The organism is Desulforamulus putei DSM 12395 (assembly GCF_900129195.1).
Classification (GTDB): Bacteria; Bacillota; Desulfotomaculia; order Desulfotomaculales; family Desulfotomaculaceae; genus Desulfotomaculum; species Desulfotomaculum putei.
Genome location: NZ_FQUY01000025.1, coordinates 1 through 26574, shown reverse-complemented (window position 1 = coordinate 26574; position 26574 = coordinate 1). Strand labels below are relative to the sequence as shown.

The following is a 26574-nucleotide window of genomic DNA, read 5'->3' as shown; positions in this document are numbered from 1 at the left end:
TTTAGCTCACCTCCACTTCCACGAATTTATAAGCAAAGACCGAATACAGCCCTTTGGATTGAGGTTTTATAAACTCTCTGGTTGCAAGAGCCACCACATCACCGTCCCTGTCAACTAAACTGATATTGCTGACCGTTCCCGAAACAGTGTCATCCAGGTAGACGAATATCCTTATAAAGTCCTGGTTTATCTCCGTTTTAAAGATATCAGTCTGTCTTTGCTGCCCGTTCAGCAGATAGGTTGCATGTGACAATGAGTCTTTCAGCCTTGTGAGCTGTTTGGTAATACCCGTTGCAGTTAATGTCTTCATCCATCAAACCTCCTTTAGTTTGGATATTCTCCCGCCCTTATTTGATTACAGAGAGGATAGTTGAATGTATTACCCTCATACTCCGTTTCTGCCTCTATTGTTGAGCTCTCATGGTTGCACTGCACAAAGTCCGTTTCTTGATACAGTCTTTCGGATGCAGCAATCGTCCCGGCCAGGGGATAGGAGAAGTTGCCTTCTCTGTACGTCGATTCATGACTCAAGTCAGTCCTGAGCAGATAGCCCACATTATCATTGTTGTAGGGCCACACCCCGCAAAGGAAGGTGTTGCATAATGGATACCGGTAAAGGCCGCCCTTAAACTCCGACCTGGCTTCAACCTGCGTATATTCCTCTATCCCATAACTGGGCTTTCCACTTGCAGGCTTGACCTTCATGACTTCCTTGTCGATAACCGCCATGTCATTGATGCCGACTTGCTGCTTTGACGAGAGATAGACCAGGAACTCAGCCCACCTTTCAGGGTCATGGATGTAAAATGGCTCAATTCGTGATTGTTCATATCCAAGAGCCTTGAGTGCAAGGAGGATACCTTCATTCGTTCCGGCTTTCTCAGCAATAATATTTTTCATTGAAAGCCTCATTCTATAGTTTTCAACGCTTTCCCCTTTGAGTCTCTTCATGCGACGGTCACGCCCATGCTCTTCAAGCATAAGACTGCTTGCACTGATTACCATCGACTCCGCTCTGACCCGGAAGATATCTTGTTTTGTCTGGTCAAACAGCTTCCCGAGCACCTTGAAGAGTATATAAAACTGGTTTTTTGCCTTGGCGACTTTTTTGAGAGGGCCAAAGAGCAGGTAATACATATAGTCCTGAAACTTTTCAAACATACCTCTACACCCTCTCAACGGTTATATTGAGCAAACCGAGCATAATCACTTTGTCATTGCTCAGGATTACGTCATCGGCAGGGGAGATAATGTCTGACTTCTTGTAAACCTGGATTCCGCTTTTCAGGGCATACCTGATGTCATCTAAGTAAAGCCGGTTGAGCTCCCTGTCTTTCCTGATTTTCATCAAATCGGTGATAATTGCTTCACCTTTCTCTTTAACGCCCTCGTCGCTTGCATCCTCCGCAATATAAATGACGATATCAAAATCCTGCTCCACAATCTCCGAAGACTTCACCAGCAGGTTGTCATATGGCCCCTTTATGGTGACGGCCTGGGCCTCAACCTTGTCAAGCAGGTCTTGAGTTGCGGCTCCCGCCGTCGAGGTCACGATGATGTCGATAGTCCCCTGGCCTCGTGGATGCATATCATCAACCTTTACAAACAGAACCCCTTCGACTCCTTCACAAACATTCTTGTATTTGTCAGCTATGGGCATGGTGGAGAGCTCTGCCCATGAGTTCAGGGTTCTATCTCTCAGGCTCTCGATATCCTCAAGGTCACTCCCTTCCTGAACAAGCCAGTCAGAATCATTGAATATCCTGTCAATGCCCTCAATGTGAGTGAGCGACTTGTTTATCTGTCCCGGTGGAACGTTGTATTTTGCACCTTCCTTCTCAGCCAGGACAAGAACCTTTTGGCTTAAGGAGTCCTTTTGCAGAACCGTGTCCTCGACCGCCAGGAACCGGAGCTCCTCTCCGTTGATATCCTGCTCCGTCTTGAATATGTCCCCCTTGGCTATCTTGACCGCATCTCCGGGAGCGTCCCTTTCAAGGGTTACATATCCTTTTGTCTTTGTCGGCTGCTTTCTCTTTTTGGAGAAGTCTGCCGCCTTCAGTTCCAACCACACGTCTTCAGCATGGGACAGGAATACATTGTTTAGAACCTTTCTCAGAAGCTTCACCAGCTCGATTCTAATCTGGATGACTATCATCAGCAGGGTATAGAAGATTCCCCCTGAGTTGAAGTTGGATATCCTGAAGCCCTCGTCTTTAAGTTCCTGCACGATTGAGTTTTTCAATTCCTCTCTGTCAGGCACCGGAAGGATTTCATCCAATATTTGCTCGTCAATCATTACACCATCACCACCTCGACCCTATCCAGTACAATATCTAAGATGTACTGCTTCGAGTCATTAGTAAACTTAAACGCCACCTTGACGGATATCTTATCATCCTCAAAACTTAGCTTTGTTTGTATTGTCTCGCTATCAATTTCTTCACGCCTTGAGAGCTTCGTCCGAATCCTTTGCTCGATTTCAAGCCTTACCAGCTCGTCATCATCCGCTTGAATGAAGTCAAGAAGCGACCATCCCCAAGTCTCGTCATAGAAGAGCTCTCCCTCCTGGGACAATGCCTCAAGCCTGATATCCTGAATAAAGCAGTCCGTATCAGAGGAGAGGGGAGCGTCACCATTGGCAGCAGCCGTCAATTGCCAATCTTCATCAAGTTTTATGTCCGTATCATATAGACCAGCCATCAAACCACCTTCCCCACGATATAAACATTTAGTTGGCCGTAGAGGAGAAGCACCGCCGCCACATCCCCGCTTTCAAGCACAACCTTTGACTTTACTTCAGGAATCTCAGGAAATTCAGCATTGACCGCCTTGTTTTCGTCAAGTATTTTGAGATTGTAAAGATAATAGTCCGGGTATTGCTGAACCTTCGTAACCTTTGCGTACACGGCAGAGGGGAGCTTGATGTGTGCATATTTCGTCTTTATGAGCTTTTCAATGACGTTTTGAATCATCTGCTCCAACATTTCTCTCCCTCCTTAAAAATAGATGTACGTCCTTATAAACCCCGCATCGTTGGTAGTAAAGACAACCTTCTTTGTCTCGAACTCTCCTGTTATCTTTGGATGCCGTACAATAATTTTCTGTGAGTGCTTGATGAAAGGCGTTGACACCGTTTCAAGCACCCAAACCCCGCCCGGCCTCTCAAGGGAAATAATGTTTACACCATACTCAAACTCATATACCTTCTTTTGCTCCGGCTTTTCTCCCCAGTAAAACACCCCTCCCGAGAAGAAGAACGCCTCTTTGATTTTCCAAATAGAGTGAATCTCCTCAATGACCGCTATAACGTTTTTCCTGAAGACAGGAACAACTTTCTTCTTTTGGTAGACCTTCGAGGATATTCTCATATTCGTGATTCCAGCTTTGTTCAGGCAGAACCTTAATATCTCTTGAGGAGTTGCGTCCAGGAAAGTGTTTGTGATGTACGTCTCTTCAAGTCGTATCATGTCATCCTTGAGCACAACCTCATTTGAGTAGCTGCCCTCACTCATGGGATTGACCACGTATCCCTCAAATACCTCATCGAAAACCCCGTTATAACCGAGCTGAATCAGGGCCTTGTCCTTTTTGCTGAGGGTTATTTTCTCGTTAAACTGCTGGGTAAACCTGACTTTTGCCCAGTCAAAGTATGAATCTTTCGAGGAGAAAACCTCTATCTCAACGCCCTTTTGAAAGCCATAGCCCCCGATGTTGATATTGGTTTCGGGATAAAAAAGCTCACTTGTTTCCACTTTCTCACCTCACTAATAAGGCATTGCAGCAAGCTTGCTTTTGTATGCCTGGGTCTCTGCGTTGTCTGTCGCCGCTGTTTTTGCGGTCTTGTCATGAAGCTTCGGAGCCGTCCCACGGCTGCTCAAATATCCCTGGTATTCGGAAGTCAGATTCGCCTTTGCCGTGCTTGCCGCCGAAGTGCCGGAAGTACTTCCCGCCTTCGTTGCAGTGATGGTCATCGGGATGTACTCCCAAAATTCAATCATGACTGTGAGCTCGTCGTTTTTGCTCTGCTCTTTGGTTGTCAGGTTCTTAAACAGAACCTGTGTGATACCCCTGGCCGCCGTGTGCTCGTTGACTATCTCGTATATGATGGGCTTTGCCTGCCCCTTTTTCTTGAAGAGGTTCTGGATTGCTTCAAGCTTTTGGAGCTTTGTCAGAACCGGCCCATCATGGAGAATCAGTTCCAAGTTAATCTTTGCGTCCTCATATCCCGTTGCCTGCTTCGGTTTCGTGCTCCTGCCTTCAACTTCTTGCTCCTCAATTAGCGCATCACCTTTTATCTCGATACTCTTGAAGAGGCCGGGGAGGACAACCCCTCCAACTTTAACGGTACTGTCATCAATGTATATCAAGATTATCCCTCCCCGACCGGTGTTGGTTCTCCTCCGTTGCTGTTTATATAGTCCTCTATCTCTTTCAGCAACTTAAACAGCATTTGAAGGTCTTTGAGTTTACTGATATCTGTCTGGACAATGAGCCTTTGGATGATTGTTCCATTCTCTTTCTCCTTGGAGCTTTCACTGCTTTCCGATTTCTCCCTGGTTATTTCCTTCAGGTTGACCTTTTTAATGCCTTCCTGGGCAGTCAGGTCAACATGGGAGAAGGCGTTCTCAGTTGCTTCAGCGGGAAGATTTTGAGTCTGCACCATACCGCTTGTGATTGTCTCAAACACCCTTCTCCCCGACAAGGTAAGAGATGAGAGAGGGCCTTCTTTAGCATCCGAGAAGGGGAGCAGGTTTCTGATTTTGGCAAGGCCGCCCTTGACAGCCTCAACGGGGGCCGATATTGCGCTCTTAATCCCTTCCGTGAACGTTGTCAGTATCTTTGAGCCCGACTCCCTGAACCAGGCCAAAGACCCGGTTATGAATTCTTTAATCCACTGAATACCGCTTGCGAATATTTCCCTAATCCTGTTAAACCCGTTGGCAACGCCGGTGACAGCGGAGTTCCAAGCACCCTGAAGGAAGTTAACAACCGTGTCCCAGTTTCTCCATAGGAGCACCAGGGCCGCAATCAACGCCACAATCCCAATGATAATCCAGGTGATAGGGTTAGCCAGCAAAGCAGCAGTGAAAGACCATACTGAAGCTATCAGGCCGGGCATGGCCGTGGCCGCCGTGACAACCGCCTGCCTTGCCATTGACACCAGGCTGAGCACAAAGTTTTTGACCGCCGCCGCCCCATTGACAACGGCAGCTCTCCCCATGCTGACGATGGATGTCGCCACGTTCCTGATGCTCGTCGCCGCCGTTGAAGCAAAGGTCTTGGCTGAGGCAAACCCGTTCCTTATGGCATCACCGGCATACATGGCCTGTATCCTGATAGTGGTTAGCGTGTCCGGTATTTTCCTAAGAGTAGACCAAAAGCCGGTTGCCATCTGAGCCGTTTTTGTGAACGCAAGGCCCACGCCGCCGACAACTGTAATGAAAGTCCCCAAGGCCGTCAGGGTCAGCCCTATCATCATCACAATAATGGCAAGCACCTTGACGAGCTGCTGATTCCGGCTAATCCATCCGCTTATCTTGTCGAGAACCGCTTCACCCTTGCCTAGCAGCATGTTCACCGTTGGGAGCAGTTGATTCCCGATTTCTTCTGTGACGTTGTGGATTCTCTGCGTCAGCCTGACATATTTCTCTCCTTCGGTTTCGTTGATAGCGTTCGCCATGCCCCGAGCGACCTCAATCCCTTTGCCCAGTTCACCATACATGCCGACAATATTGTTTTGCAGGTCTCCCGTTTTGTTATAGAGCAGGTCAATCAAGGCAACCGCTTCATCCGTGCCGAAGGCTTTTTGTATCTGCATCTTTTCTGCGGCATCCAACGTGCTTCCGAACTTGGCCCTGAGCGTTTCAAGGATTTCCGGCATGGACAGGAGTTGATTATTCGCATCGGTGAACCTGAGCCCCAATTCGTCCCCGGCTCTGGCCGCCGATGCCAGGAAAGCCTTGTATTTTGTTCCCGCCTCACCGCCGCTCATAGTTGCTTGCAACATACCAAGGATGGAGAGCTGCTCTTCAAGGGGCACGTTTGCCGTGGTTGCCGATGCCCCCAAGGTCTGAATGGCCTGGGCCATGCCTGAGCCGGTTGTTTTGAACTGCTGCACTGATTTTGCTATCCCGGCAGAGAACATCTCCCCAAACTCGATGTCGCTCATGTCCTTGTAAAAGTCCTTGTATATCCCGTACCCGGTTGCGAACAGGCTCGTCATTTCGGCAATGGTTGACTTTGTGCCCTTGGCCGTGATACCGGCAAACTCCGTGTATTTTGCAACCCCTTCATCAGTCAGGGAGGATATACCGGACTTGATGTCATAGGCCGCCGAAACGAACTGCGCCTTTGTTGTCCCGGCCCAAGTGTCCGAAAAGTCTTTGGCTGCTTTTTTAAGGGCTACAAGGTCTTTAACGCCGACCGAGGACAGTTCCCCGAGGGCTCTCCGTGTTTCAAAGGTTGCTGCCACAGGGGAGAGCACTGCGCCTGTTATCTGAGCCCCTACCGCCGCCATTGCAATCCCGGTCTTGGTCATTTCGCCAAAGGACTGATTGAGCCTGTCTATTCTGCTTACCGAGTTGCTGACCGAGCTGTTGACCCTTGCCATTGGGCCGGTCAAGTGGTCAATCATCCCGACGATTACACTTAGTTTAAAAATTGTATCTAAACTCACGCTGTCTCTCACCCCCTGTTAAAAATTTCTAACCTGTGCTATAGTAAAGAAAAAAGGAGGTTGATGTCATGTTGCTGGTAGGTCTTCTGTTCGTCCTAAAACTCATCGTCTTCGCCCTCTGCGCCGGAGTTGTCATATCCTTTATTGTCTTTGTGCCCCTGACCATTTACGTTGCCCCATATTGCTTGTGGGTAGGTCATCAACACACTCTTGGCAGGCATAAGGACAAGATGAAGGAGGGCGTTTTTAAGACCGCAAAGCACGCCACAATCCTATATAAGAGCTGGATTTTAAGGAAAGAACCGACCTTTTAAAGAGGCCGGTTTTCTTTATTCTGAGAAGACTTCCGAGACGGCCCTTGCGACCACGTTTTTCTCAAGCTCCTGGATATATCTAGCTTGAGCAAGGGCTCTCAAAAACTCCTCAATATCCATCTCTCCCACAGGTTTCTTTAGAAGAGCAGGAGGTAGATACCTGTAAATTTCAAGCGAACCGGCTTCGATGAAATTACCCTTTACCTCCTGGAGTTGCTCTTCTAAAGCAGCTTTAAATTTATGTCTTTAGACAACCCCAGCATGTTCAGCAGTTTCTCACCGACACTGAGAGCAAGGGCCGGGTATTCCTCAAGGTCAGCCTCAAGCTTTTGATGCTGCTCTTCGATGACGTTATCCAGGACAAACGCCCTGAGTGCCTTTGTCGGGCTCTGCGCCGTGCTCTTGACATACCTGTCATAGGATGCCGTTGCGGGCTTTTGGAATAAATACACCAGTTCGACCGTTGTCGAATCGTCCGGCTCAACGGTTGCGTTTACCCGGTAAAGCTTCCCGTATTTGGCTTTATAGGCTTCAAAATCGTCCTTGGCTTTCGTGGTTTCTGCCGCCGTTTTGTTCTTGTCTTCCACGTTCCTCATCCTCCTATTTGTCAATTATTTTGAGATTAACGCTCATTAAACGGGCTTCAAGCCGTCTCTGATGATGCCGTTGACGATGATAAAGTCCATGTCCACCTTCAGGGACTTGTCGCCCTGGGCATTCTTCTGGCTGGTCTTGGTGAAAGTAACCGTGTCCAGCTCGTCCGTCTTGGTCTTTGAGGTCTGGTTGGCATAGCTCACAATGATTTTGGGGATGACGAGCTTGTACAACGAAACCCCTTTCCGCTTGCAGTAAGCAACCAGGTCATCAAAGTCATCCTTGAGCAGGCTCAACTTACCCTCCGACTTATAGTTGCCCGTGCCGTAACCCCTGGGCCTGCTGCCCTTCCCATAGGCAGCCTCTTTTTCCAGCTCATCATCATAAGAGATTTCCTGGACTTCAATCTCAAGGCCCGGAAGCTTGACCGACACGTCAGACCAGTCATAAACCTTGCCGTTTATAATAGCCACTTTTCATCCCTCCTTACTGTTGTGTCCTGAATGGGTTCTCCATTCCAAGGTCAATCTCGATTTCCCTCACATGGCCGATGGGGACAAACCTGATAATGACGTTGAGCTTTTCGGTCACAAGGATGTCCTGGCCTTCGGGGACAATAATTCTTGCAGAAGAGATTTCCTTGTTTCTTACCATCGTGTCAACCGGAGCCAGGATGAACTTGGCTATCGTTTCAAGGCTGCCCTGGACATCTTCCATGTCGATGTCGCTTTGCAACTCCTGGAGGGCCTGCTTCCTTGTTTCCCTGATAATCTTGTTTTTGACCCTGACATCTTCAGCATATCTGTAGTCAGAACCGTCAGGACACATCATCCTTGCGTTGGTGACGTAAAAGCCCTCAATTCCTTCGTACTTCCTGAATGTCAGGTACTTCGTTTCATCCAGCAGGGAGAGGTAGTCCTCAATTCCCCTGGGAAGCAGTTCAAGCATTTTGTTCTCCGCTATGCTGAAGCTCTTCACTTCGCCAATGGACTGCTGGATTTTTGCCCTGGAATACAGGCCGCACACAATCCCGGCGTTGTTGATGTCCTTGACCGTGCCGTCCATCCTTGTATAGAGCGACCGGGCCGTTACAATCTGGATGTCGGTGTTTTGGAGCCCAACCCTCTCATTGACGAGATACTGAGCGTATTCGTCAAGGGTTTCCCCTTCCTGGATGTTCCTTGCTTCAAGCACGAAAAACATCGGCTTTTTGTATATCCCGAAGAGTCTTCCCAGCTCCGTGGAGATTGCCGCCCAAAGAGCCTTTGTTGACTCTCCCACGACATGCACGTACTCAAATGAATAGTTGACAGTCCTCAACTTATCTATTGCCGTGAGCACGTCATCATTGGTCATCTGCGGAGCTTCGGTCTTCACGGTGTAGGTGTCGCCTATCTTGTAGGAGTCTGCCGGAGTTGCCGCATCCTCCGTGAAGACAAACTTCAAGCCGGTGGATGGAATGTCAAGCTCTCCGTTGACTGCAAGGGTAATCTCTTCAGAGAAGGAATATCCTCCGTCCACCGAGTACCTGAGCACCGCCTGATTGAACCCGCCTGCCCCGGTAAACTTCACGATGATTTCATAGGCGTTGTTCGGTGTCCCCTGCACCGTGCATGTCCCGAGCCCCGTCCCGGCCTTCACGACTTCCCCGACCGTGCCGGGGATGGATGCAGCCACCGGCAGACAATAAATCATGCTTGACCCGTTTTCCACACTGTCCATGCAGGCATCGGCAAGGGGGGAGAGCCCCAGCTTTTCCTTGATTTTTTTGGCGTTCATACTGCCGGTTATGACAATCGGCGCATCGGACACAACGGGGGAGACCCCTATCTTGAAGTGAATCCCTTCGCCCTTGGCGGTATCCACCCCAAGCCCGCCGTCTGTGATGATGGTATTAACGTCCCTTAGCATCTTTCTTCACCTTCTTTCCTCCCATTGGGGACTCTAAGAATCCCTTCAATGCCTTCTCATAATCCGCTTGAGTCACCGACTTCCCGGTCTTCCAATTCTCAGCGGCCTTCATGCCTTCAAACACCCGGTCAGGCGTTTTGTTTATCCTCTTCAGCTCCTCTATGGTGAGGAGCTCAGGAGGAGTTTCGGCTGCGGGTTTATTCGTCGCCATTGTCTCACTCCTTTTCAAGTGTTTGCTCTAACTCGCTCATTGTGCCGAGTGCAGAGTCTTTGTATATGCCGCCGTCAAAGGTGATTTTAACCTGGACGGCTATTTTTGCTTTTAAGATGCTGTCGTTTTCGTCCACCCAGTCAGCATCCTCGACCTCAATGCCTGTGAAGTTCCCGTCAACCATAATCCCTCTGTCCAGCAGGGCAACGAAACTCTCAAAGATGCTCTCGCATTTGCTCTCTTCATACTCTCCAATGACAACCATGAAGCTTGTTTTCCGGTTGAATACCTTGACCCTCTTACGCTTGACGCCCTCTTGGTCTACATAGATGGTTTTTGAGCCGCTTCGGGTATAGCTATCACCTTCAAACAACACAGCTCCGACATGACTTTCATTGGATTTTTCAAGAGTCTTCATGCTGGTATGCACTTTTGACTTAATGCCTGCATCTTTGAGCTTTTGTATCAGATACTCTCTGCATTGTCCAATCATCTCTTATGCCTCCGCTATGATATCTTCGAGGGTTCCCCTGATTTCCTGCATGTCCTCCTCAGAGATACCCAAGAAGGGACGTGCCGGGATTTTAATATTGACGGTTACTTGCTTCTTGCGAATCCATCTGCCGCCTACCTGGAAGATGAGGCCCCTGGATGTCTTGGCCCTGATTGTGACCTTTCGGCCCTTCTCTCCAAACTGGTGAGTCCTGGCATAGACCTTGTTTGTGCCTACCGCAAAACCCGTGCTGTCAGCAGTTGACTTGATGGAGTTTTTCAGACCTGCGCTGTCCGTCAGTGTTGCGCCGCCTTCCTGGATAGCTCGGATTGACTTCTTCCAGGGCTTCCCCTCCGGGCTCTTTTGCTGCTGAAACCTTTCTCTAGTGGAAGTTCTGAGAGCCTCAGCCAACGTCAGTCCTGCGCCTTTTAAATCAACGTTTTCCAGGCCCCTCAGTTTCTTCATGAGTTTTCTAACGTCTCCCTCAAGTCTAATACTGTACATGGGTTACATCCCTTTCATGCTGTCCCTTGAAAACAGCCTTGTGTTTGAGTTTGCGGAGAATCCGGTGTTTGCCTTTTTGGTGTTGTCAGTGATGCCGATATCGACAACGCCCTTCGCCACATTCTCCAGGAACTTCACTGCGGCTTTGTACCTGTTTAAGAAGTTCTTTTCTTTCTCTCCTTCATCAATTCCGGCTCTTGAAAAGAGGTTGTAAACTGCAATGTCTTTGCTGAATTTATTGATTACCTTCGGGGTAGGGGAGAGGGGGACGGAGTACCTCTTGACAAGATACCCGTCAATCTCCCCGTCTGCGTCCTTGATTGCCTCCTCGATAATAGGTATGATTCTGGCTTCTCTTTCCGTTTCGTCCTCAATGTACTCATCACCGATTATCATGTTGAGGGCATCGGCCTTTATCATTCCCCTGACTTCTTCAACCGTGCAGTAAGGCATTACGCATCATCCCTTTACGCAACTTCGCCAGTACTGCCAAAGGCCATCTGCCAAAAGCCGTAACCGGCATTAGCCCTGCAATGCACTCCATAGAGGTACTGTTTTCTCATGAAGACATTCTCGTCCTTGTCGTCAATCAGGGCATCGAACTTCGGAGCCTTTCTCTCCTGGAAGATGAGCGGCTTCAGAGGCTTTGTAGTGCAAAGCAGGAACCACGCATCATCACTTCCGGCCAGGTCAGGAACAACAAGCAGCTCAGCCGTGCCTTTGTAAATGTTTGTTGAGCCGTCAATCTGCTCAGCCAGGAGGATTTTTCTCCCCATTTCTTCATTGCCAGGGGCAACTACAAGCAGGTTGGGAATGAGCTTCAGGCTCCGTCCGTGTTCGTCGGTCAATGACATCATGCCGCTTCTTGCTGCCGCATAGGATATAGGAGAGAGCTTATTTGTGCCCTTGTTGCTGACCGTCTTTTTACCTACCTTGTGAGTGGTAGAGAAGAACGGCTGCCCGTCATAGCACTTGTTTTCAAAGCCGCCTTTCAGGAGCTCAAAAACAAGGTCGTCCGGGAATGTTGCCGTGCTTTGAGCTATATCTTGGATAACCGGATTGTAGACACCAATCTTGTCATCCTCGATGTCGTTCCGGTCAACGCCGATGGTGAGCTCAAAGTCCTTGTTCTTGATGGTGTAATCGGAGGCAGCAAGGTTTTGAATCTCCCTGTCTCCAATCCATTCCCTCATCCGGGGAATCTTTCCGAGCCATTTGTAATTCTCTTCCCCGGTCTCGCTGGGGACTTTGGTTGCAATCTTGTCCCAAAGGACTTTTGTCTCGCTAAAGACCTTGTTGAAGATGGTCTTAAAGCCTGTTGTAATTCCGTGTAACGCCTGTTGGTTAACTATCATAGCCTTTTTAGCCTCCTTCAGAATTAAAATGTTTTGGCATTAAAGCGTTTCAACAATGACCTCGCCGTTGTCAAGCCTTATCACCTTACCGGCGACGGACGTTCCCACCGCCAGCATGGTGACGGTTTCGTCATCCTTGATGTAGCAGTCTTTCATTAAGTCCGCTTCGGTCACAGGATTGGCATTGTCATTATTCCACTTGAAAACGCCCCGCCTGACTCTGACCGTCTTGGCCCCGTCTGCGCCCCCGGTGTTGTCAACAAACTCCTCAGCTCTCCCGGCAGCCTTCAGTCCTTCAGCCGTACTCCCCGGAACGGCGTACCCCGTTGCATCAAGCACAACCAGGGAGCCTTCAAAAATCTTGGCGTTGGCCTTTACCGGGAGCACCAGGGTTTTCCCGTCCTGGACTTCAACGGTGTTCCTTCCTGCTGTCAGTGCCATGTTACTTCACATCCTTTCCGTATTTCTCAACGTCTTCCTTGGACACCCCGAGCATCTTGCACACGGCCATTGTGGTTTCCTCAAGCCTGCCGTCGCTCTGTTTGGTGTCTTCTATTCCTAACTCTCCCATCGGGACGGCTTGAGGGGCCTTTTCAACAAACTTCTTGAAGCCTTCAGGGTCTTTTAAGGCGTACTCCTCAGCCCATTCTTTTTGAGCCGCCGAGATTTTGCCCGCCTTTAACGCCTTGGTCACAAGCTCCTCGCTGTCCTTTTTGTCCAGCCTCTCTTTGAGCTTGTTGAACTCTGCCACCGGCACAAAGTTTGCCGGGTTTTTCAAGGCCATGATAGCGGCAGCCACGTCCTCAGTCTTTGCGTCCTTACTGTCGAGCCCCAGCAGGCCGCAAATGACTTTGTTGGCAACCGGCTCCGTGCCTTCTTCCTGTTTCTTGGCTTCCTCTTTCAGCTTCTCGACTTCGCCAACGGCTGTCTTGATAGCCTGCATTACTTGCTCCTCTGTAGCGTCTTCAGCCAGGCCGAGGAGAGCCGCCAGTTTCTTTAATAAATCCATGTCCTTTCCTCCTTCTTCAAAATCATCAAGGTTTATTGAGTTTACTATCGCAAACATACCGTCTATCGCCGGTGTGTTTGTCAACGCCACGGAATGGAGAACAACCGCCTTTTGGTCACTCTTTCTCACCAGGACAACAGGGGAGAGGTACTTGTATTCCTTGTTCTTGATGTACTCCTGGGCCTTGGGAGTCCACTCCACTTTTGCCGCAATCGCTCCGTCCCGGATGAACAAATCCTTTATCCATCCACCGGCAGGAGCCTGAACATCCTCAAGGGTCTGGTGTTCATAGTCAATAACAATGTCGATACCCCTTTCCTTGAAGGTGTTCCTGATTCGCTCAAAGCTCTCTTTGTCAACAATGAAGTCTCCCTTTTGCGACTTGACCTTCCCGAGCGGCAGGAGGTTGACCACATCGGGGACTCCTTCTATTGTCGAAGAGCTCATGCTCAAAACTAATCCCTTTGCCATACACCCACCTCTCAATATCGTTTCTAACGCCGTTAGCACGCGTTATAACGGGGGTTAAATTTGTTTCAGGTATAAATACCTTACCGAGTGGAAAAACTATTAAATTTAGGCTTTTATTTGCTCGTCTTTTTCTTTGATGCCTCTCTCCTTTCAAACGCTTTTTTGAGCGGCTCAGGATAGTCCTTCAGGTCAGGCTTAAACGGCACCTTTGCCGGATTGTTTGCGAAGTTCGGGTCAGGAAGTATGTTCACAAACTTCCCGTCAACCTCAGCGGCCTGGGGAGCCCCCGTCTCCACCTTGAGACCTCTTTCTCTGACCTGTCTTTCCGACAATGTCTTCACCCCGCACCGGCACCGGAAGCCGTTCGGGGGATACCAGGTATCCCAAACAGGGTCATCCGCTCTGAAAACCCTGCCGTCCATCGCCAAATGAGAGGGCCTTGTGTGCGTGTCGCCTACTGCGTCATACTCCCAATAGGGCCGGAGCCTCAAAACCTCCGGTGAGGTCATCTGCCTGTAGTGGCCGACCTGGTAGGATGTTTGAATGTTTGTCCTAAAGATGTTGTCGGCCTGAAAGTTTGTGATGCCCTTATAACCCTTGTTTTCCAGGAACTCATTCATGCTGTCCTTGAAGTCCCTCAAGGTTGTGCCTTCCTTGATTGCCTTCAAGAGCTCGTCATGGAATTTGTTGAGCACCTGGATTTTGGAGTATCCCGAAACCGTGAAAGCCTTGTTCCTGTACTCGTCAGCCAGCTTGTAAAACTCCGAGGGCTTCAACGGGAGCTTATCCCCAAAGTAGCTCACCGCTTCTTCAAAGACAATTTCTTTGGTTAATAGCTCAAACAGGTCTTTCATTTTCCTTCATCCTTCCGAGCATATCAGCATAGAACATTGCCTTTTGAAGGAGCTCGTCAAGGTCTTTGATGTCCATCTTCTTATAGAGGGCCTCGACAAAATTTTCATCTTCAAGCTGCTTTTTGATTTCTTCCAGGCTTTCCGAATTATTAAGCAGTTCCATTACCGGCTCAAAGATTTTGGCAAAAATACTTGAACTTTGGGCAGCGGCCACGTCAGCCAGTTTGTCAATTTGCACCTGGTACTCTTTATCAATCCGCTCAAGCTCCCTGTCGCTTTTATTCCTCATAAACTTTAGTGCCTCTCTAAGGGGTACACCGGACGCTCCTCCTGGAGGAGTTGCCACTTCTTCTCCTTCCTCAGGTTTTGGAATACTGAATTTTTTGTACAGGTGAGCCGTTGGCACCTTTAAGCCTATCTTGCAAATAAGCTTTTCATAGATGTCAACCGTTTCCTTTTGGTCATCGGCCTCCTCAGAGTCAAACCTCAGATACGGGATTCTCTTGTCTTCCCCGTAGTTGAAGAGTACCAGGGGACGGATTAAATCCCTCCTGAGAGTAGCGGCCAGGGCCTTGCAGTCCGCAACCGTCAAATCATGCCTTACCTCGTTATGGGTCTTTGACTGGGCATAGGAGCCGCTTCCCGAATCAGAGGTAAGGGTCTGACCGAGCACGGCCTTTGATATCTGCTCGTCACAGAACCGGGCCAGGGACTCATAAACATTGATTGAGGTTGTCTTTGCGCTTTCCTTGAACTCAATCTCCGTCCCGTCCGGGATGATACCGGCTGCATCCGTCCCAATCTGTACCAGTGCCCTCATAAGGGCCAGCTTGTCTTCTTCGCTTGCCGAAGGATTGTATTTCCCTAACCTCAAAGGCATCCCGAAGACTTCACAAAAGCTCACCCAGTCCTTGAGGTCATAGTTCTTGAATAAATACATCCAAGCCACCACGCGGAGCACTCCGGCCCTGGCAGGATGTCCCGACTTCGCTTTGTACCGGTGGATGATAAACTTGTTTTCAGGAATCTCAATCCCGGAGGGGAAGTCCTTTGTCGTGATTTTCAGGATGTCGTTTTCGTCCCAAAACAGCCTCTTTTGATGCCGCCATTTGATATCCTGAATGGTGACTTTGCCCTCGTCATAGGCCCAAATGATTTCACTTATGGCAATCCCTTTGCCTATGGCATCCAGCAAGTCCATGAGGACATCCTCAAGGTTTTCCAGACTCTCAATCTCCTGCTTGACAAACTCAGCAATCTCCTTGTCGGCCTCATCGTCAGAGAAGGGGATAATCTCATAATCCAGTCCAGTGACTGCGTTCTTCCTGGTCTGAAGCTGGGAGAACAAATGAGGGTCTTTCTCTTCCATCTCCTCAAATAGTTCCATCTGTCTTAAAACGTCCCCGGCATCGGCTTCCCTGAATATCTGCGCCAACCTGACCGGTGTCAGCCCGTTAGAGGGGTAGGTTGAATATTTGTCCTGAACCTGAGCCACCGCAATTTCAAAGAGTTCAGGTTTCTTGGTTACTTCCTTGTCTTTTGCTTTATTGCGTTTCTTCGCCAACGTTTCTCACCCCCTTAATAAGCCCCTCTTTTGAACTTCAACATCCTGCCGAGCACAGATTTATAGTCAACCTTGGTGTTGCCTTTGATGCCGAGGGCCAGCCTGACCGCCATTTCAACACCGTCCGGGCCGTCGTCGTTTTTACCCATTGGATACTCTTTAAACTGCTGCAAAAGGGTCTTGTGCTTTGCATTAAACTTCAGGTATTTGTTTTTAATAAACGGCTGCAAGGATTCAATCCTCACATGCTTGTTTTGCACGTTCGGGATTTCCTCAATGGGGAGGTACTCTCCAACCTCCACGCTTTTCTTGACCATGATGTCCTTGAAGTAATACTGGAATTGAACCGTCTCCACCCCGAACTTATAGAACGGCTTTTTGAGGTCTCGCTTCATCCGTTTGGACATCTCAATGGCATCATCAATAATTACATCCGGTTTCCTCTTCTCGATGGAAGCCTCCACAATGTACATGTAGCCAGTCCTCAGACTTTTAGCCAGCGCAATAATGGAGGACGTGTCACTCTTTTTGTTCTTGCCGAGAGACGGGTCATTTGCGCCTACAATGATAAACTCCGGGTCTGAGAAGTTGATTGAGCTCTCATCATAGAAGTCAAACCACTCCTCGTTAAAGGTACATGAGTCCGGGTCAATCGGGTCATTCTGAATCTCGCTGTTAAAGGCCGCTTCGCCTTCTGATATCCTGACTATCATCAGGTCATAGTAAGAGAGCTTCGCCTCCCACAAGACCTCAGTTCCTTCAAGCATTTCCTCCTTGTTTGCTTCAAAGAACTCCCGTGCGTCCTCTTGTCTCCGCTCGTTTTCAAGGTCTGTGTATATAGCCTCCCAAGCGGCCCACAGTTCTTGATTGCTTGCAAAGCTGATAACGCCCCGGTATTTGACGCAATGATACTCAGGATTCTTGAGAACCTTGGAAAGCAGGGAGTCATAGTGGAGGATAGTCCCGATGTAAACAATGTCCGTATAGGTGTCCCCGGCCTTCGATACCGCTTTATAAAACCAGTTCTCAAGCTTCTTCCGCTGCTCCGGCGTGTTGACATTCTCATCGTTTTCAATATCGTCAAGGACGATGAGGTCAGGTCTCCAATTCCGGTGTCTCCGGCCACGGATTTTCTTGCCTGAGCCTATGGCCTCAACCTTGATGTCCGTCGAGGTCAGGATGACGCTGCTTTTCCAGACCCTGCCCTTGAGGTTTCCAAAGTCCTCAATGATGTTTCTGTTTTCTTCAAGCTCCGTCTTGATGTCCGTCAGGAAGACTTCCGCTTGCTCCGAGCTGTCGGAAAGGATGATGGGGTAATGCTTGTACTGGTAGAGGATAGCGTGCAGCGTGTCTTTGAAAGTGAAGTTTGTTGACTTTGCGTGTCCACGGGGAGCGGCAGTTCCTCTCCTGCATCCCTTGTCCCTGGCAATTTCCTTGTGCTGGGTGAGGGGATTCTTGCCCTTCATGACTCCCTGAGTCCATATATCATCCAGCCGCTCATGGAAGGGAGGGGATTCCCGGACAAAGTAATGGGGGAGATAAGCCCTTCCGAAATATCCGAGGTCTATAGCGGCAAGTTTTTTCCTGAGACCCTTCTGGCCTGTCAGTTCTGCCCCGGCCCTGTACTCCTTCAGGAGCTTCTCTCTGACCTCAAGGTGTTGGCTGTTTCGCATCACATAGTCTTCAAATAACCGCTTTTGGTATTCCATGTTTTGTATGAGTTCGGTGTCTTGCTCCTCTAACCGCTGGATATATTCATCAAGCTTAATCATCCTGCATCATCTTTTCTTTGGCTCTTTCAAGCACTGATTTCAATTCCTTGGCAAGTTCCGGGTCTGACTTGATAGCGGCCATCAGCTCACTTTCCATACCCTGAAAGGCAAGCTCGACTTTCTTTTTCATGTCCTGCTTAACCCTGTCTTTATAGACCTTCGTCCGGCTGATTGCCGTTATCAGCCTCCCGGCCTTGTCGAGGGGCATCCGGTCAAACTCTTCCTCTGCGGTTGTCAGCTTCTTGACCAGGCCGTCCATCAGCATCATGAGCCCTGCATCCGTGTAGTCAATGTCAGGGTTTCTTTTGACCACGCTGACAAGGGCCTCCGTCTGCTTTTGGGCTTCAATCAGCCTTTGTGTTGCCGCCGTTGTCCTCATGGCATACCTGCCGACACTGCTCTTGCTGACCTCGTATCCCTGGGACTTTACCCAGTCAGCAATCTCCTGGTAGGTGTTGCTTGTGTCAACAATCATTTCGTCCACTTTGGCCCGGATTTCGTCCGGCAGGGAGTCAATTTTGGAGTTGATTCTTGTCCTTGCTCTTTCCTTGCCCATCAGACATCAACTCCCGGGTCATCAAGCGTCCCCTCAACCAGGTCAACACCTTTCCTCGTGAGCTTAATTACTGCATCTTTTCTGTATGCGTTATAGGCATTGACCGTCTTGTCGGTAAAGCTGATGTACCCGGCTTCCAAGAGATAATCCAGGTGTTTCGATATGTCGGGAGATACGATTAAACCGTCTGCCACAAGTGCATTGGTTATCTGTCTGAGCAATAAAGAGTTTTGATGTCCTTTGACTAATGAGCGGATGATATAACCCCTTATCGCCTTATTTTGCTTGACCTCCCGTTCTGTACGTTCATCCATGCATCATTCCCCCTTACTATTGCCCTTGAAGTGCAGCAGCTTGTCAATCTTGCTGTCTATGTTACCCATCTTGGTGTCCACGTTGTTGAGGGAGCGGATGAAGTCCTCTCTCAAAACGTAAACAAAGGGCAAATCGCTTTTTAAGTCATGGAGCTCGTCCTTGACTCCGGCAATGTCCTTTGATAGTCTCGCCTCGATTTCTTTGACCTTCATATCGTTTTCTTTGATGCCTTCTTTGATTTCAGCCATCGTGTTCCTGAGAAAATAACCGATGACACCAATCGCAAGGGCCGTGATTGTTTGTAGAATCCAACTTAGTTCCATACGTCGTTATCCCCTTACAGGCCGTTCTTGACTTCAAATACTTTTGTCTCAATCGCTTTTGTCAGATATTTTGAGAAGTTCCCGAAATGCTTTTCAATCAGAGCCTTGGCCTCCGGCTTCAACGCATCGGCAATCTCGTCAAAAGCCTTCTTGGATAACGCTTCAAGCTCCGCTCTGTCCCTGACTCCGCTTTTGACCGCTTCTCTCAGGGCCTTCGCCGTTGTCTGCTCAATCTCCGTCACCGTCTTTGTTGTCAGGATTTCGATGTCTTCCAGTGCGTCAATCAAGAGTTTCCTTTGCTCCTCGTCCTTGAGCCGCTTTGTCTCAAGCTTTGCCTTTTCCGTCAGCTTGTGCAGAGCATTAATGGCATAAGCCGCCAGCAAAGCAAGAGCCGCCATTGCAATGTCAATAACAACCTGGTTGAAGAGCTGCTGCATTGTTTCCACACTTTCTCCCTCCTTTGAAAAAAATAAGTGTTAAGAACTATGTTCTTAACACTTATCATGTTAGCAGGCTTTTCCAGTACCTTATATTCAAAGCACTTCTGAAAATTACTTCTAAGCTGTTGCCGATTCCTTGATTTCTTCTGTATTCTCCTCCTGGCTATAATCTAAGTCAAACAAACTTATCTGACCTTCGGCGTGACCCTCTCCGCATATCGCCCTTATCCAACGTTCACTCAGGTTGTATCTTTTTGCAAGCTCCGCATGGTTGTAGCCGTTGAACTCTTGCTTGATACGGAGGTCTCTTGCCGGACGGAGGAAAGATTCTGCCTTCGGTATGTAGATTGTCGCTCCCCCCACGAGCTCAGCAAGCTTGATAAAATTGGCGACTCCAATCTTTTCGACAATATCACGATAGATGCCTTGAGGAATCATTTCCGGTGTCAGCTCATCAATTAAGCCGTCCACTGCGGCCACCCCCTTTCATGAGCCGTTTTGCTTAAAGCGTATTCGCCAGGATACCCATGACCTCACCGATGGTAATTGTCTCCCCGAGCCTGCCCTCCCAAAACTCAGGGGAGTTGATAATCTTCTTCTCGACAAGCTTCTTGAAAGCGTCCTTCTGCCACTGGGGGACATTGCCGGTATCCGTTGCCTCTTTGCTTTCCTTCGGTTCCTGGAGGATTCCTTTCAGGATGCCGACGATGCTGTAACCGTATCCCTTGCCGGGCCAGGCCCAGCCCGTACCGTTGGGATTGTCCTCGTATCCGAGCCACTCAACATATTTTGCAGAGCCTCTCTTGACTAGGTGGAACCGTGGGTCAACACACGGCTGCTTAAGGGCCTCAGTGCTTGCGTAGGCTTTCAGGTGTTGTATTTGCGCCCTTGCCCCTATCCGTGGGCTTTCAAAGACGGCTGCCTCACCCTTTGAGTTGTTGTTGAGGGCTCCGATGCCGCTGTAATTGTTCTGCTCAGGAAGGACGATACCGCCATATTTGAAATACCCTGTTTCTTTCAGGGCCTGAGCCCAAGCAACGTCAGCCCTCACGCCTTCAACCTCTGCCTCCTCAATGAATACCTGTGCAAGCTCTTCAATTGTGCAGTTCGGCAGGAGAGGGTTTGCATTGCTCTTCAGAGCATAGGAGACCATCTGAGCCACCGTTGCTTCCGTCTTGCCCATGATGAGAGTGAGCTGTTGCTCCGGCTGCGTCTCTCCCGGCTGCTCAGGAGCGGAGAAGGGAAGGGGATAGACCTTGTTTCCTTTTTCGTCAAAGACGCTGTATCCTGGATTCTTGTCACATTCTGCCTTGGCGTTCTCGAGGACTTTGTAGGCCCCGACCTGAGACTTTGCGTCATCCCAAGACTTTCTCACCCTGTAGAGCCCCGCGGCAGGAGCGGCCTCCTCTTTAAGCTGGCTCTTAAACCAATTCCATTTCTCCCAGTTGTTTGAGCTCATAGTCCCCGGACAATTCTTCCGGCTTGCGTCGTAGTGCCTTACAACCTTGTCCAAGGGGATGTTATGCTTCTTCATCAGGAACTTGACAAGCTCAATAGCATTTTGGACGGCCTTGTTATAATCCCCGTCACTGTTGATGCAAATCTCAATCCCTATGGAGTTATAGTTAGTGATGCCGTACTGGCCTTTGCCATCCCCGCAATGCCAGGAGGCATTTGCATCCTCCACAGTTTGGATGATTGAATGGTCATCTACAAAGTAATGGGCCGAGGCATTCCGGTTGCCGCCGTTAAAATACCTGTAGTGAGCGTCAGCATCCGCACCCTTGCCGGGATTGCCTGTATCATGAACGACGATATACTTCGGGTCATTGCCGGTTGAAAAATTGTATTTTATAAGCTTTTTTTCGATTGTCGTCATTTTAATGCCCCCTTTTAATCCTGCTCATTAACTCTTCCATAATTTTTTCGCTTTCCCTTAGTTTGAGCTTGTCTCTCTCGCTGTCTTTATAGCTGACATTGAACATCCTGTTCATATGCCATAATCCTATATCCTTTGTGATTTCGGCAATCTGCCAGTTGCTCAGGCACCTAATCTTTTTCTTAAATTCCTCAGAATCCATGAAATTAGCAGTATTATTCATTCTGATTGCTTCTGATATCAGATTCTCTCTGATAAGAGAGCCCATCTCTTCAAAGACTTTAAAATCACTCAGCGTCTTATTGTTTTTGCTCAACTCAATTCCCTCCCTTAAAGATTCACTATCGGAGCGACAACCTTATCGTATAACTCTCCGACGCTATATTTCGTTTCACCTTTTGCTATAATGTCTTTTTCAAACTTCTTGATTTCCATTGCAAGCTTCATTACCTTTACGACCCCGACCTGCTCAGGAGTTATTTGGGGTCTGGGCTTTAAATTCATATCCACATCAGGAGCCATACAGCTAATTGCTTTAAGTAAATATACAATGTCGCCAAAGGCTCCAAAATTCTCTCTAAACTCGTTAACAGTTTCAATAGCGAATTTGTTTCTGTTGAGTTTAGGCTTTACCGGAGGGAGAATTCCTTTCTCTCTCAGTTCAGTCCTTAACTCTTTGAGAGCTCGTTTCTCTTTGTTTGTGAGCTTCTTCTGCTTTTTCTTTGTTGCCATTTTTATCCCCTCCTCTTAAAAGATATCCCTGAACCGGTAATCGAGGGCCAGGGGGTCTTCATTCTCAGCTAAGAGCATCTTGGCTAAATACATCTTTCCTGTTTCCGGGTTTTTGGTTTTTTCAAAGAGCCTTCCGGCTGTGGCCTTGGATAAGAAGCCGACCAGTTGATAAAAATATTCGCTTGTATAGATAATAGGCAGTTGCTTCCGGTATCGGTAATCAACAATGCCGTAGAACTCTTTAATCCAGGTGTCTTTCTGGCTTTCCTTGCAGATATCGTCCACAATCAGGATGTCACAGTTGTAAATCCGTTGCCGGATTTCGTCCACTTTGTAAGCCTCTTCCGGCTTATTGTAGTAGGCGAACCACTCCGTAAAGCTCTGCACCCAGTTAAAGAACATGGGGAACATTCCAAGCTCTATGAGCGGATACGCTGCCGCCGTGACCAGGTGAGTCTTGCCGCATCCCGATGTCCCCAAGAGGCCCATCCACGGCGCACCCCTCAGACCTTCTCCCCGCTTAACCCTGTCCACCAGGCCGTCAGAATACTCCTTTGCAATCCTGTAAGCGTTGACCACTCGCTTGTCCATGCCTTTAAGGGTAAAGTTGCCAAAATTCTTGTGAACAAACTCGTCGCTGATGTTGCAGGATTTTAAAAGCCTTTTCAGCTTCTTCCGCTCCTGGCAGCTACACACATAACCAACGTTTTTCTCAAGGTTGAAGATAACGCCTGAGTCCCGGCATAACTCACATTCATAGACCCGCAAGTCTTCTCCTGAAGGCTTCTTCGGCCCGTTCATCCCTCTTTGTTCCGCTTGTGTTCTGAGCCGTTCCATGTTTTGGGTTAATACTTTTGCCGTTACTTCCAAGAGATGCACCCCCTTTTAGATTCCGCAATATTCCACGGGTATAATTCTCCCGGATATTCGGGTATTTCCTGATATGGATTGTCAGGGCCTCGATGACCAGGGCCGGGTCAAACCGTTCCCAGTATTCATATTCCCGCTCTTTGATGCCGTCAGCTATTTGCCCCGTCTTCCTGGTAAAACGCAAGGTGTCCCAGTACTGCTCAATGACCTTTATCTGCTCCGGCGTGTACCGGCGAAGCTTTTCCTTCAACACCATCACCGTCCTTCTTGGCAGTTTCCCTTTCCACCATTTTCTTGAGCATTTCAATGAGCTTGCTGCACTGCTCGTTGTTCAGCCACTCAAGCCGTTCAACCCCGAACATCTTTTTGACAAAACCGTTGATTCTTGCGTTGTTGTTGTTCCACCCGAGCTCACCAGTGAGCCGGTATATCTTTTGTCTTTTCGCCTTGGTGAGCTTATTGCCCCCGGTGTCAGTCCTGCCGCTGCCGCCATTGCCCTTGGCCGAGTCCTTCAGGGCAGAGAGGGCATGGCAAACCTTGTTGATTTCTTTCTGGCTGAGCTGCCTCATGCTGTCCTTGCCGGTCTCCCGGTATATGATGGAGTAGAGGGTATCATCGTCAAGAGCCAGCTCTGGCGACTTCGCCAGCCCCCATATGGTCTTAATAGTAAAAGTAGGGGCATAAGACCGCCCCTTGCTGTATCCCATCACGCCACCCCCTTATTGATGCATATCCTTGAGCTTCTCCCGAGCCGTCTCGTACCAAAAGACATCCTCTTTTTTGAGCCTTGCCCCGACCTTGATAATTTCCTCCTCACCGTACTTCTTGAGGACTTCCTTGTTGACCGTCTCCACAACATTGATGCAGTCCGTCATCCTGCGGATTTTCAGGCTCTTGATGATTTCAGCAACCTTCTCCTTGGCCTTGGGGATGATGACCGACGTACTCAGCCGGAAGCCGACGCTCCCAAAATTAAGAGTCATTGTCTTGCCGTCCAGCTCCTCTTTGTGTTCCGTGACAAACTCCTTGACATCCTTGCCCAGCTTGTCAATCCTGTCCTGAAGCGGCTTTGCCTCAAGCCCTGCGGATATCTTTATGCCGTTTATTTGCCTGTTCATTTCGCCCTCGATTTCCTCAATCTGGATTTCCTTTTCAGCTATCTCTCTGAGGGCCGCATCCACTTCAGCCCAGTTCCTGAGAACCGGCTGATTCTTGATTCGCTTTCTTGCCATCTACATCAAACCTCCCTCGACGTTGACCCCCGAGACCTTCCCGTCGTGTATCTCAAAGGTTATTCCAAAGGCTTCATGCAGTGCCTGGAATACACTGACGGGAAGCTCCTCGCTAATCCTGAAGTAGTTCTTATTCACAAATCCGGTGATTGACTCTTTAACCTCTTCCTTGCTAAATACCCCGGCTGTCAGGCCGTTTACCGCACAAGCTACCGTTTCATTTAAACCCATCATTGTTCACGCCTCCTTAAAGCATCATCATTTTGCTTGCCTGATTGATTATTTTGAGAGTAATGACTTCCTGACCGGTGTCATTCATAATCCTGATAACGTTGTCCAGTGTCCTCCCCAGCAGCCGGAAACATCCCGTCTGATGGTTGCAGGCCCTGGAGACCAGCTCATTCATTGCGTCCGGCTCGACCTTGTACCCCTCAAGGTATTTCTCCACTTCCTGCCGGGTCAGCCCCTTCAGGGAAACATAGAAGTCAATCCTGTTGGCAAACCGTGTGAGATAACTCTTTATCTGAGCTTCAAGCTTCGGCTCACCGGCAATGACAATCCCGACATCGGCCTGGTCAAAAATACCCCGGAGGATTTCCATTTTCTTCTGAGTGTACTTGCTGATGAGCTTGTCAGCCTCGTCGATGATGAGCAAATACCCGTGATTCACATTGAAAAACTCCCGGATGCCGTTGACCCTTTTCCAAATCGTCCCGTACGTCTGAGGAATGCCGATGGCCTTCTCAATGGCCTCGACCAAATCCCGGCTTGACATGATATCGTCACACTCGACATAGGCCACACGGGGCAGTTTAGCGTAGTGCTTCAGAGCGTGGGTCTTGCCGAACCCCGACTTGCCGACCACAATCCCGAGGCCCATGTCTTCCTGGCAGGAGCTGCAAAGTCCAATCACGCTCTCCGCATCCCGGCACTCAAAGAACCCTCTCTTTTTCGGCAGCCTCAAAACCGGTGTTTCGGTTACTGCCGGAGTGTCTTCTTTTTGTCCGGCCTTGCTCTTGAGGTAGTCCTCAAGCCTTGCCTCAAGCTCCGTCGTGTCGCTGTCATACTTGCCTGACAAATACCTTGATATGGTTGTCCTCGAATAGTTCAGCTCGTTTGCCAGTTCCGCTTTGGTCTTCTTGTTTACCGCCAGGTACTCATTGACCCTTTGGGCCAGTGACCTCATTTCACCCGTGTAAATCGTCGCTACAGCTTCCATCACTTTATCCCTCGCTTTCTAATTTTTACCCAAGCTGCCTCAGCTTAGAGAGCGCATCCTGGGCCTTCCTGCTGAAGAACTCGTCTTCAGCGTCTTGTTTCTGCCTGTTCTTTTTATCTCTGAGTTCTGAGGCAAACTGCTTGTCCTGCGGGAGAGCAACCACCTTGTCGCCCTTACCCTTGACCATCAAATCAAGAGCCCCGACAACATCACCCGGAACGTTGCCCCTTTGCTCATACGGCGTTCTGAACTCCTCAAGGAGTTCCTTATCGTTTCTAAGCTGCGTATTCTGCATTTTCTTGTGTTCCTCAAGGGCCTTTTGGGAGACCCTTGGAGCTATCAGTAAGAGCTCCTGAGATACCGCTTCACAAATCTTCTTGCCTTCCCTGGTGTAGACGTAGAGCCTTGTCACGTCTTCAGGGTCATACTTGATATCAACCTTTTCCCCGTGGTAGTTGCAAAGCTCCTGAGCCCTGTACTCGTAACCGAATTTCCTGATTCCGATGTTGTAAACCGTGACCCTCTCAGCCTTCATCATCAGGATTGAAGCGTATGACTTCGGGGGAGCAGGCTTATAATACTTGTCCTCAGCCTTCATGAAGAGCTCTATCGGAACCGTGTACTTCTCACCCTGACGCTTGAGGCCGGAGTGTTCACGTTTGTGGTAAACTTCGTTCAACCACTTTGTCCAAAGCTCGTAAAACTCTTCCATCGTGAGGAGCTCCCCACGCTCCAACATCTTAGGGATGTCCTTCTTGATTTTGGCTGCCGTCTTGGAGCCGGTCAGAGTGCCGGTGTAGGAGAACATCCATTTGGTGAAGCTTGAGCATATCGTCCCGAAGAACCGCTCAATCTGCGCCTTTGACCAAGGCTGAAACGGCAGGCTGTTTATTTCGTCCTGAATCCCTATGCTCCGGTAAAATGTGAATTTGCAAATTAAAACTGCACCTGTTTTTCACAAACAAATGGCATAAAATGTCGCCATAATATGATAATCTTGCAAATAAATTTGGTTATTGGTAATATCCTTTTTCACAATATCATGCTAATATGGCAAAAAAACGGCCACACAAAGGTGTGACCGAACGGGATAACTACAACCCCATTTCCTGGATCGCCAGGCGAACAACTTCCTCGTCAATCAACTCCTTCTTGGCCTGGTAACCACACAACAGGCAATGGGTAGCTAAATTATTAACCAAGCGAGGCCAGCCACGGGAGTGGGAAGCAATAGCCCCCAGCGCAACATCACTAAAAACATCATGTTTAGCCCCGGCCAG

General features: G+C 48.9%; 36 protein-coding genes and 2 pseudogenes. 1 reads left to right on the top strand and 37 read right to left on the bottom strand.

The window, feature by feature from the left end:
* Position 1: 1 nt before the first annotated feature.
* From BUB67_RS13370 to BUB67_RS13335, 8 genes are read right to left on the bottom strand one after another with little or no spacing between them, the layout of a single operon-like run.
* On the bottom strand, positions 2-310 hold the full coding sequence (locus BUB67_RS13370) for a hypothetical protein (RefSeq protein ID WP_073239914.1): 309 nt from the start codon (positions 308-310) through the stop codon (positions 2-4).
* Positions 311-324: 14 nt separating this feature from the next.
* On the bottom strand, positions 325-1161 hold the full coding sequence (locus tag BUB67_RS16660; RefSeq protein WP_073239913.1) for a hypothetical protein: 837 nt from the start codon (positions 1159-1161) through the stop codon (positions 325-327).
* A gap of 4 nt (positions 1162-1165) precedes the next feature.
* On the bottom strand, positions 1166-2296 hold the full coding sequence (locus tag BUB67_RS13360; RefSeq protein WP_073239912.1) for a baseplate J/gp47 family protein: 1131 nt from the start codon (positions 2294-2296) through the stop codon (positions 1166-1168).
* Positions 2296-2700, bottom strand: a complete 405-nt coding sequence (locus BUB67_RS13355; protein WP_073239911.1) for a DUF2634 domain-containing protein — start codon at positions 2698-2700, stop codon at positions 2296-2298. The genes BUB67_RS13360 and BUB67_RS13355 overlap by 1 nt, the downstream gene beginning before the upstream one ends.
* Positions 2700-2984, bottom strand: a complete 285-nt coding sequence (locus BUB67_RS13350; protein ID WP_073239910.1) for a hypothetical protein — start codon at positions 2982-2984, stop codon at positions 2700-2702. The genes BUB67_RS13355 and BUB67_RS13350 overlap by 1 nt, the downstream gene beginning before the upstream one ends.
* A 12-nt stretch (positions 2985-2996) precedes the next feature.
* Positions 2997-3752 carry a serine/arginine repetitive matrix protein 2 gene (locus BUB67_RS13345; protein WP_073239909.1) on the bottom strand — a complete coding sequence of 252 codons (756 nt, stop codon included), beginning with the start codon at positions 3750-3752 and terminating at the stop codon, positions 2997-2999.
* A 12-nt stretch (positions 3753-3764) separates the two neighbouring features.
* Positions 3765-4367, bottom strand: a complete 603-nt coding sequence (locus BUB67_RS13340) for a transcriptional regulator (RefSeq protein WP_073239908.1) — start codon at positions 4365-4367, stop codon at positions 3765-3767.
* A 2-nt stretch (positions 4368-4369) separates the two neighbouring features.
* Positions 4370-6676 (bottom strand): phage tail tape measure protein, encoded by a 2307-nt coding sequence (locus tag BUB67_RS13335; protein ID WP_073239907.1) that lies wholly within the window; start codon positions 6674-6676, stop codon positions 4370-4372.
* A gap of 68 nt (positions 6677-6744) precedes the next feature.
* Between BUB67_RS13335 and BUB67_RS13330 the strand changes: the two genes are divergently transcribed.
* Positions 6745-6990 (top strand): hypothetical protein, encoded by a 246-nt coding sequence (locus tag BUB67_RS13330; RefSeq protein WP_073239906.1) that lies wholly within the window; start codon positions 6745-6747, stop codon positions 6988-6990.
* A 221-nt stretch (positions 6991-7211) separates the two neighbouring features.
* Here BUB67_RS13330 and BUB67_RS13325 read toward each other — a convergent pair whose 3' ends face one another.
* From BUB67_RS13325 to BUB67_RS13180, 29 genes and pseudogenes are all read right to left on the bottom strand, one after another.
* Positions 7212-7586, bottom strand: coding sequence for a DUF6848 family protein (locus BUB67_RS13325; protein ID WP_073239905.1), 375 nt, complete (start codon positions 7584-7586; stop codon positions 7212-7214).
* Between the two features lie 36 nt (positions 7587-7622).
* On the bottom strand, positions 7623-8057 hold the full coding sequence (locus BUB67_RS13320) for a hypothetical protein (RefSeq protein WP_073239904.1): 435 nt from the start codon (positions 8055-8057) through the stop codon (positions 7623-7625).
* A 13-nt stretch (positions 8058-8070) separates the two neighbouring features.
* On the bottom strand, positions 8071-9495 hold the full coding sequence (locus BUB67_RS13315; RefSeq protein ID WP_073239903.1) for a DUF2586 domain-containing protein: 1425 nt from the start codon (positions 9493-9495) through the stop codon (positions 8071-8073).
* Entirely contained in the window at positions 9479-9706 is a 228-nt protein-coding gene (locus BUB67_RS13310; RefSeq protein WP_073239902.1) for a hypothetical protein, read from the bottom strand. The genes BUB67_RS13315 and BUB67_RS13310 overlap by 17 nt, the downstream gene beginning before the upstream one ends.
* Positions 9707-9710: 4 nt before the next feature.
* On the bottom strand, positions 9711-10199 hold the full coding sequence (locus BUB67_RS13305; RefSeq protein WP_073239901.1) for an SON protein: 489 nt from the start codon (positions 10197-10199) through the stop codon (positions 9711-9713).
* Positions 10200-10202: 3 nt separating this feature from the next.
* Positions 10203-10664, bottom strand: coding sequence for a phage virion morphogenesis protein (locus tag BUB67_RS13300; RefSeq protein WP_338011677.1), 462 nt, complete (start codon positions 10662-10664; stop codon positions 10203-10205).
* Between the two features lie 42 nt (positions 10665-10706).
* A complete protein-coding gene (locus BUB67_RS13295) occupies positions 10707-11156 on the bottom strand; it encodes a gp436 family protein (protein WP_073239899.1) in 450 nt (149 codons plus the stop codon).
* Positions 11157-11170: 14 nt separating this feature from the next.
* The gene (locus tag BUB67_RS13290; protein WP_073239898.1) at positions 11171-12058 is read right to left on the bottom strand and encodes a Mu-like prophage major head subunit gpT family protein; all 888 of its coding nucleotides are present in this window, start codon (positions 12056-12058) and stop codon (positions 11171-11173) included.
* 39 nt (positions 12059-12097) lie between these two features.
* Entirely contained in the window at positions 12098-12499 is a 402-nt protein-coding gene (locus BUB67_RS13285; RefSeq protein WP_073239897.1) for a hypothetical protein, read from the bottom strand.
* A 1-nt stretch (position 12500) separates the two neighbouring features.
* The gene (locus BUB67_RS13280) at positions 12501-13538 is read right to left on the bottom strand and encodes a phage protease (RefSeq protein WP_073239896.1); all 1038 of its coding nucleotides are present in this window, start codon (positions 13536-13538) and stop codon (positions 12501-12503) included.
* A gap of 113 nt (positions 13539-13651) precedes the next feature.
* Entirely contained in the window at positions 13652-14392 is a 741-nt protein-coding gene (locus BUB67_RS13275) for a phage head morphogenesis protein (RefSeq protein ID WP_073239895.1), read from the bottom strand.
* Positions 14376-15956 carry a DUF935 domain-containing protein gene (locus tag BUB67_RS13270; protein ID WP_073239894.1) on the bottom strand — a complete coding sequence of 527 codons (1581 nt, stop codon included), beginning with the start codon at positions 15954-15956 and terminating at the stop codon, positions 14376-14378. The genes BUB67_RS13275 and BUB67_RS13270 overlap by 17 nt, the downstream gene beginning before the upstream one ends.
* A 14-nt stretch (positions 15957-15970) precedes the next feature.
* Complete coding sequence (gene terL / locus BUB67_RS13265) at positions 15971-17728, bottom strand: phage terminase large subunit (protein ID WP_073239893.1); 1758 nt, start codon at positions 17726-17728, stop codon at positions 15971-15973.
* Positions 17721-18284, bottom strand: coding sequence for a phage protein Gp27 family protein (locus BUB67_RS13260; RefSeq protein ID WP_073239892.1), 564 nt, complete (start codon positions 18282-18284; stop codon positions 17721-17723). The genes terL and BUB67_RS13260 overlap by 8 nt, the downstream gene beginning before the upstream one ends.
* A complete protein-coding gene (locus BUB67_RS13255; protein WP_073239891.1) occupies positions 18284-18598 on the bottom strand; it encodes a hypothetical protein in 315 nt (104 codons plus the stop codon). Before BUB67_RS13255 ends, BUB67_RS13260 begins: the two co-directional genes overlap by 1 nt.
* Positions 18599-18601: 3 nt before the next feature.
* Positions 18602-18922, bottom strand: a complete 321-nt coding sequence (locus tag BUB67_RS13250; protein ID WP_073239890.1) for a hypothetical protein — start codon at positions 18920-18922, stop codon at positions 18602-18604.
* A 14-nt stretch (positions 18923-18936) separates the two neighbouring features.
* Positions 18937-19359, bottom strand: coding sequence for a hypothetical protein (locus BUB67_RS13245; RefSeq protein ID WP_073239923.1), 423 nt, complete (start codon positions 19357-19359; stop codon positions 18937-18939).
* A 120-nt stretch (positions 19360-19479) separates the two neighbouring features.
* Positions 19480-19833, bottom strand: coding sequence for a Mor transcription activator family protein (locus BUB67_RS13240; RefSeq protein ID WP_073239889.1), 354 nt, complete (start codon positions 19831-19833; stop codon positions 19480-19482).
* A gap of 31 nt (positions 19834-19864) precedes the next feature.
* Complete coding sequence (locus BUB67_RS17335; protein WP_338011678.1) at positions 19865-20515, bottom strand: glucosaminidase domain-containing protein; 651 nt, start codon at positions 20513-20515, stop codon at positions 19865-19867.
* 228 nt (positions 20516-20743) lie between these two features.
* Positions 20744-21241, bottom strand: a pseudogene (locus BUB67_RS17330) (peptidoglycan recognition protein family protein); the annotation flags it as partial.
* 1 nt (position 21242) lies between these two features.
* Positions 21243-21557 (bottom strand): hypothetical protein, encoded by a 315-nt coding sequence (locus BUB67_RS13225; protein ID WP_073239888.1) that lies wholly within the window; start codon positions 21555-21557, stop codon positions 21243-21245.
* Positions 21558-21571: 14 nt separating this feature from the next.
* Positions 21572-21973 carry a hypothetical protein gene (locus BUB67_RS13220; RefSeq protein ID WP_073239887.1) on the bottom strand — a complete coding sequence of 134 codons (402 nt, stop codon included), beginning with the start codon at positions 21971-21973 and terminating at the stop codon, positions 21572-21574.
* A gap of 15 nt (positions 21974-21988) precedes the next feature.
* Positions 21989-22843, bottom strand: coding sequence for an ATP-binding protein (locus tag BUB67_RS13215; RefSeq protein ID WP_200798175.1), 855 nt, complete (start codon positions 22841-22843; stop codon positions 21989-21991).
* A gap of 200 nt (positions 22844-23043) precedes the next feature.
* Positions 23044-23550, bottom strand: a complete 507-nt coding sequence (locus BUB67_RS13205; RefSeq protein ID WP_073239885.1) for a regulatory protein GemA — start codon at positions 23548-23550, stop codon at positions 23044-23046.
* Between the two features lie 12 nt (positions 23551-23562).
* Positions 23563-24075, bottom strand: coding sequence for a host-nuclease inhibitor Gam family protein (locus BUB67_RS13200; RefSeq protein WP_073239884.1), 513 nt, complete (start codon positions 24073-24075; stop codon positions 23563-23565).
* Complete coding sequence (locus BUB67_RS13195) at positions 24076-24309, bottom strand: hypothetical protein (protein ID WP_073239883.1); 234 nt, start codon at positions 24307-24309, stop codon at positions 24076-24078.
* A 13-nt stretch (positions 24310-24322) separates the two neighbouring features.
* The gene (locus BUB67_RS13190; RefSeq protein WP_073239882.1) at positions 24323-25294 is read right to left on the bottom strand and encodes an AAA family ATPase; all 972 of its coding nucleotides are present in this window, start codon (positions 25292-25294) and stop codon (positions 24323-24325) included.
* Between the two features lie 25 nt (positions 25295-25319).
* Positions 25320-26006, bottom strand: coding sequence for a Mu transposase C-terminal domain-containing protein (locus BUB67_RS13185; RefSeq protein WP_159431842.1), 687 nt, complete (start codon positions 26004-26006; stop codon positions 25320-25322).
* A gap of 382 nt (positions 26007-26388) precedes the next feature.
* A pseudogene (locus BUB67_RS13180) lies at positions 26389-26574 on the bottom strand (AAA family ATPase); the annotation flags it as partial.

Coding starts and splice junctions, on each gene's coding strand:
- BUB67_RS13370 (WP_073239914.1), bottom strand. CDS start 310: ATGAAGACATTAACTGCAACGGGTATTACCAAACAGCTCACAAGGCTG.
- BUB67_RS16660 (WP_073239913.1), bottom strand. CDS start 1,161: ATGTTTGAAAAGTTTCAGGACTATATGTATTACCTGCTCTTTGGCCCT.
- BUB67_RS13360 (WP_073239912.1), bottom strand. CDS start 2,296: ATGATTGACGAGCAAATATTGGATGAAATCCTTCCGGTGCCTGACAGA.
- BUB67_RS13355 (WP_073239911.1), bottom strand. CDS start 2,700: ATGGCTGGTCTATATGATACGGACATAAAACTTGATGAAGATTGGCAA.
- BUB67_RS13350 (WP_073239910.1), bottom strand. CDS start 2,984: ATGTTGGAGCAGATGATTCAAAACGTCATTGAAAAGCTCATAAAGACG.
- BUB67_RS13330 (WP_073239906.1), top strand. CDS start 6,745: ATGTTGCTGGTAGGTCTTCTGTTCGTCCTAAAACTCATCGTCTTCGCC.
- BUB67_RS13325 (WP_073239905.1), bottom strand. CDS start 7,586: ATGAGGAACGTGGAAGACAAGAACAAAACGGCGGCAGAAACCACGAAA.
- BUB67_RS13315 (WP_073239903.1), bottom strand. CDS start 9,495: ATGCTAAGGGACGTTAATACCATCATCACAGACGGCGGGCTTGGGGTG.
- BUB67_RS13310 (WP_073239902.1), bottom strand. CDS start 9,706: ATGGCGACGAATAAACCCGCAGCCGAAACTCCTCCTGAGCTCCTCACC.
- BUB67_RS13305 (WP_073239901.1), bottom strand. CDS start 10,199: ATGATTGGACAATGCAGAGAGTATCTGATACAAAAGCTCAAAGATGCA.
- BUB67_RS13300 (WP_338011677.1), bottom strand. CDS start 10,664: ATGAAGAAACTGAGGGGCCTGGAAAACGTTGATTTAAAAGGCGCAGGA.
- BUB67_RS13295 (WP_073239899.1), bottom strand. CDS start 11,156: ATGCCTTACTGCACGGTTGAAGAAGTCAGGGGAATGATAAAGGCCGAT.
- BUB67_RS13290 (WP_073239898.1), bottom strand. CDS start 12,058: ATGATAGTTAACCAACAGGCGTTACACGGAATTACAACAGGCTTTAAG.
- BUB67_RS13285 (WP_073239897.1), bottom strand. CDS start 12,499: ATGGCACTGACAGCAGGAAGGAACACCGTTGAAGTCCAGGACGGGAAA.
- BUB67_RS13280 (WP_073239896.1), bottom strand. CDS start 13,538: ATGGCAAAGGGATTAGTTTTGAGCATGAGCTCTTCGACAATAGAAGGA.
- BUB67_RS13275 (WP_073239895.1), bottom strand. CDS start 14,392: ATGAAAGACCTGTTTGAGCTATTAACCAAAGAAATTGTCTTTGAAGAA.
- terL (WP_073239893.1), bottom strand. CDS start 17,728: ATGATTAAGCTTGATGAATATATCCAGCGGTTAGAGGAGCAAGACACC.
- BUB67_RS13260 (WP_073239892.1), bottom strand. CDS start 18,284: ATGGGCAAGGAAAGAGCAAGGACAAGAATCAACTCCAAAATTGACTCC.
- BUB67_RS13255 (WP_073239891.1), bottom strand. CDS start 18,598: ATGGATGAACGTACAGAACGGGAGGTCAAGCAAAATAAGGCGATAAGG.
- BUB67_RS13250 (WP_073239890.1), bottom strand. CDS start 18,922: ATGGAACTAAGTTGGATTCTACAAACAATCACGGCCCTTGCGATTGGT.
- BUB67_RS13245 (WP_073239923.1), bottom strand. CDS start 19,359: ATGCAGCAGCTCTTCAACCAGGTTGTTATTGACATTGCAATGGCGGCT.
- BUB67_RS17335 (WP_338011678.1), bottom strand. CDS start 20,515: ATGGTCTCCTATGCTCTGAAGAGCAATGCAAACCCTCTCCTGCCGAAC.
- BUB67_RS13220 (WP_073239887.1), bottom strand. CDS start 21,973: ATGGCAACAAAGAAAAAGCAGAAGAAGCTCACAAACAAAGAGAAACGA.
- BUB67_RS13205 (WP_073239885.1), bottom strand. CDS start 23,550: ATGGGATACAGCAAGGGGCGGTCTTATGCCCCTACTTTTACTATTAAG.
- BUB67_RS13200 (WP_073239884.1), bottom strand. CDS start 24,075: ATGGCAAGAAAGCGAATCAAGAATCAGCCGGTTCTCAGGAACTGGGCT.
- BUB67_RS13195 (WP_073239883.1), bottom strand. CDS start 24,309: ATGATGGGTTTAAATGAAACGGTAGCTTGTGCGGTAAACGGCCTGACA.
- BUB67_RS13190 (WP_073239882.1), bottom strand. CDS start 25,294: ATGGAAGCTGTAGCGACGATTTACACGGGTGAAATGAGGTCACTGGCC.
- BUB67_RS13185 (WP_159431842.1), bottom strand. CDS start 26,006: ATGGAAGAGTTTTACGAGCTTTGGACAAAGTGGTTGAACGAAGTTTAC.